Here is a 3,891-nt window from a genome sequence, read left to right on the forward strand (position 1 = left end):
GTCAGCGCGAGCACCAGTGCGCCATTGCCCAGGTCGCCCAAATAGTCGCCGGCCATAAATGCAGCAGCGATCAGCGCCCAGAATAGCGCGCTGCCCCAGCGTCTGGGATGACTGGCATCGGCCGCCACCGCCAGTGCAAAGGCCCCGAACACCAGCCCGGCCAATGCATAAAGTGTCGTCAGGCCTATCATCCGCGCGCCCGCCGCGCCGCGCGCCGATCATGCAGCAGCAACCGCCCGCCATGGACGGCAAAGGCGGCAATCGCAGTGGGAATGGCCCAGACCGACAATTGCAGCGGCGTGACGATGATGCCGCTGGCCTCCAGAAAGCCCTTGATGAGCAGGATGGAGGCAATGGCCAGAAAGATGTCCTCGCCAAAGAACAGCCCGATGTTGTCTGTTGCCGCCGCCAGCGCCTTCACCTCGTCGCGGCCTGCCTCGTCAAGGCCAGGCTCGGCAGCCAGCGCGGCCGCTTCGGCCATGGGTGCCAGCAGTGGCCGCACCGTCTGGGCATGGCCGGCAATCGCCGTCAGCCCCAGCGCCGCCGTGACCTGCCGCAGCGCCAGATAGGCGATGAGCAGTCGGCCCGTCGTCGCACCGCGTGCCCTGCTGATGACATCGGCGGCTTGCTGCTTCAGCCCGGCCCGCTCCATCAGGCCGATGACCGGCAACACGATCCACGGCACCGAGACATAGCGATTGGCATTGAAGGCCTTGCCCAGCGCCGCCACCACATCCAAAGGCCCCATGCCGGCCGCCAGCCCGGAGGCAAAGGCCGCGCCGACCACGACCGCCAACGGGTTCCAGCGCAGCGCAAAGCCGATGATGACGACCAGAATGCCAACTAAAGGCAGCATCAGGACGACGCCTCGCCATAGCCGCCGCCGGGCGTTTCGGTGACGATGGCGTCGCCGTAGCCGCCGCCGCCGGGCGTTTCGATGACTATGGCGTCGCCACAGGCCAATTGCGCCGTATCGGCGGCCGCCAGTATTTCGATGCGGCCATCGGCGCGTTCGACGCGCGTGATGCCGGGCAGGGCAGGGCCACCGCCGGCAAGGCCGAAGGGCGCGATGCGGCGCCGGCCCGACAATATGCTGGCGGTCATCGCCTCGCGGAACCGGATGCGGCGCACCAGGCCGTTGCCGCCCGGCCAGCGCCCGGTGCCGCCCGATCCGGCACGAAAGCCGAAATCCTCGACCAGAACCGGAAACCGGCTTTCCAGCACTTCGGGGTCGGTCAGCCGCGAATTGGTCATGTGCGTCTGCACCCCGGATGTGCCGGCAAAGCCCGGCCCGGCCCCGGAGCCGCCGGCGACTGTTTCATAGTATTGGTATTTTTCATTGCCGAACGTGAAATTGTTCATCGTGCCCTGCGCGGCGGCCATGATACCGAGCGCGCCGAACAGCGCGTCGGTAATGACCTGGCTGGTCTCGACATTGCCGGCCACCACCGCAGCAGGGGCACGGGGCCGCAGCATCGACCCTTCGGGAACGATCAGCGTGATGGGCCGCAAACAGCCATCGTTCATCGGCATGTCGCCGGCAATCAGGCAGCGAAACACATACAGCACGGCGGCCCGGCAGACAGCATATGGCGCGTTGAAATTGTCGGTTGTCTGCGGCGATGTTCCGGTGAAATCGACTGTCGCGCTGCCAGCGGCGCGGTCGATGCTGACGGCCACGCTGACCTGCGCGCCACTGTCCATGCCATAGGTGAATTGCCCATCGGACAGGCCGGCGATGGCGGCGCGCACCGCGCTTTCGGCGTTGTCCTGGACATGTCCCATATAGGCCGCGACCGTGTCATGGCCCTGCGCCTCGCCCAGCGCCAACAGCTCGGTCGCGCCGCGCGCGCATGCCGCCGCCTGCGCTTGCAGGTCGCCCAGGCACCGTTCGGGCGCCCGCGCCGGAAAAGCGCCGCTGGACAGGATCGCCAGCATTTCGGCCTCCAGCAACCGGCCTTCGTCGATCATCAGCACATTGTCGAGCATGACACCTTCGTCGGCGATGTTGCGGCTCATCGGCGGCATCGATCCGGGTGATATGCCGCCGATATCGGCCTGATGACCGCGCGCCGCCACCCAATATGCGGGCCGGTTTGCCACGAAAACCGGCATCACCACCGTCACGTCGGGAAGATGCGTGCCGCCATGATAGGGGTTGTTGAGCACATAGGCGTCGCCCGGCCTGATGCCCCGCCCATCATCGCGCCGCGCGTCCATCACTGCACGCACGCTGTCACCCATCGAACCCAAATGCACCGGCATGTGCGGCGCATTGGCAATGAGATTGCCGGTCGCGTCGAAAATCGCGCAGGAAAAATCCAGCCTTTCCTTGATGTTGACCGACCATGCCGTGGTTTGCAGTGCGACGCCCATCTGCTCGGCAATGGCCATGAAGCGACCCGCAAATATTTCCAGCCGCACGGGATCGGGCGCGGCGGTGCCTTCGTCGGCCAGCGGCGCGGCTACCATCAGCGGGCCAGCGCGTTCCAGCATGAGATTGCCAAAGGCGTCGACATGGACGGACCAGCCCGGTTCGACCACCGTCGTGCCGCCGCCATCAATGATGATCACCGGGCCATCGGCTCGCCAGCCCGGCGCAAGGCTGTCCCGGTCCAGAAATGGCGTGTCATGCACTGCACCGGCCATTGTCACCGGCCGCACCGCGCGGCAACGCGGCACAGTGTCTGCGGGCACACATGCTCCCGGGTCGCCGGCGCTGCTGCCGCAATGCACCGCCTCGGCGACGAGCGAATCCAGGACCAGCGGCGCGTCGGCGACCACAAAACCGAACCGCTGCGCCTGTGCGGCGGCAAAGGCCTGCGCCATGATGGGCGGCGGCGCCAGCGGCAGACCTATCGGCGTATCGCTGCCGTCATACCGGATGCGCGCCGTGATGCTGACACTATCCGCCTCATAGCCCTGCGCGGCCAGCGCCGCACGCGCGGCTGCGCCCAGCGCTTCGGCCGCACCGGCCACATCGAGATCCGGCGTCAGCGCAAGGTTCAGCGTTGCCTCGCGCAGCACGCGCACATCGGCCATGCCAATGCCCCAGGCCGACAGCACGCCGGCCAGCGGGTGCACCATGATCCGCCGCATGCCCAGCGCATCGGCGACAAGACAGGCGTGCTGGCCGCCGGCGCCGCCAAAACACGCCAATGTGTAGCTGCGCACATCATGGCCGCGCGCTATGCTGATCTGCTTGATGGCGCTCGCCATGGTTTCCACCGCGATTTCCAGCGCGCCGGTGGCGACGGCTTCGGGCGCCATGGCCATGGCCGCAGCCATCGGCGCAAAGGCGGCGCGCGCGGCGCCTGCATCCAGCGGTTCATCGCCGCCGGGGCCGAAGATTGCCGGGAACAAATCGGGTTGCAGCTTGCCGAGCAGCACATTGCAGTCGGTGATGGTCGGCGGCCCACCCCGGCGATAGGCCGCCGGGCCAGGGTCGGCGCCGGCACTGGCCGGCCCGGCGCGCAGCCTGGCGCCGTCAAAATGCACGATGCTGCCGCCTCCAGCGGCCACAGTGTCGATTCGCAGCATGGGCACGCGCACGCGCACACCGGCAACGGACACTTCGTCGGCGCGTTCAAAACTGCCGGCATGATGTGACACATCCGTCGAGGTGCCGCCCATGTCGAAGCCGATCAGCCGGCAGGTGCCAGCCGCCTTGCCAGCTGCCGCCATGCCGACGATGCCGCCCGCCGGGCCGGACAATATCGCATCACGCCCGCGAAAATGGCTGGCAGCGGCCAGCCCGCCATTGGACTGCATGAACAGCAGCCGTCCGGCCCCTGTCAGCCCGGCCGCAACCGAATCGACATAGCGCCTGAGCGGCGGCGATATTATCGGCTCACCGGGCTGGGCAAACGCGCCGCCAACCCGGTGGTGATC

The 3,891-nt window shown here is 67.5% G+C and carries 3 protein-coding genes; all 3 read right to left on the bottom strand.

All coding sequences use genetic code 11. The features are described from left to right. The coding region (locus RMQ73_RS11940; RefSeq protein ID WP_310498475.1) for a 5-oxoproline transporter, DUF979 family subunit at positions 1 to 191 on the bottom strand (191 nt) is incomplete at its 3' end. Beyond that, complete coding sequence (locus RMQ73_RS11945; protein ID WP_310498476.1) at positions 188 to 856, bottom strand: DUF969 domain-containing protein; 669 nt, start codon at positions 854 to 856, stop codon at positions 188 to 190. The genes RMQ73_RS11940 and RMQ73_RS11945, both read right to left, overlap by 4 nt. Further along, the coding region (locus tag RMQ73_RS11950; protein WP_310498478.1) for a hydantoinase B/oxoprolinase family protein at positions 856 to 3,891 on the bottom strand (3,036 nt) is incomplete at its 5' end. The genes RMQ73_RS11950 and RMQ73_RS11945, both read right to left, overlap by 1 nt.

Origin of the sequence: Sandarakinorhabdus sp. (assembly GCF_031430775.1) — a bacterium.
Lineage (GTDB): Bacteria > Pseudomonadota > Alphaproteobacteria > Sphingomonadales > Sphingomonadaceae > Sandarakinorhabdus.

Coding starts and splice junctions, on each gene's coding strand:
- RMQ73_RS11945 (WP_310498476.1), bottom strand. CDS start 856: ATGCTGCCTTTAGTTGGCATTCTGGTCGTCATCATCGGCTTTGCGCTG.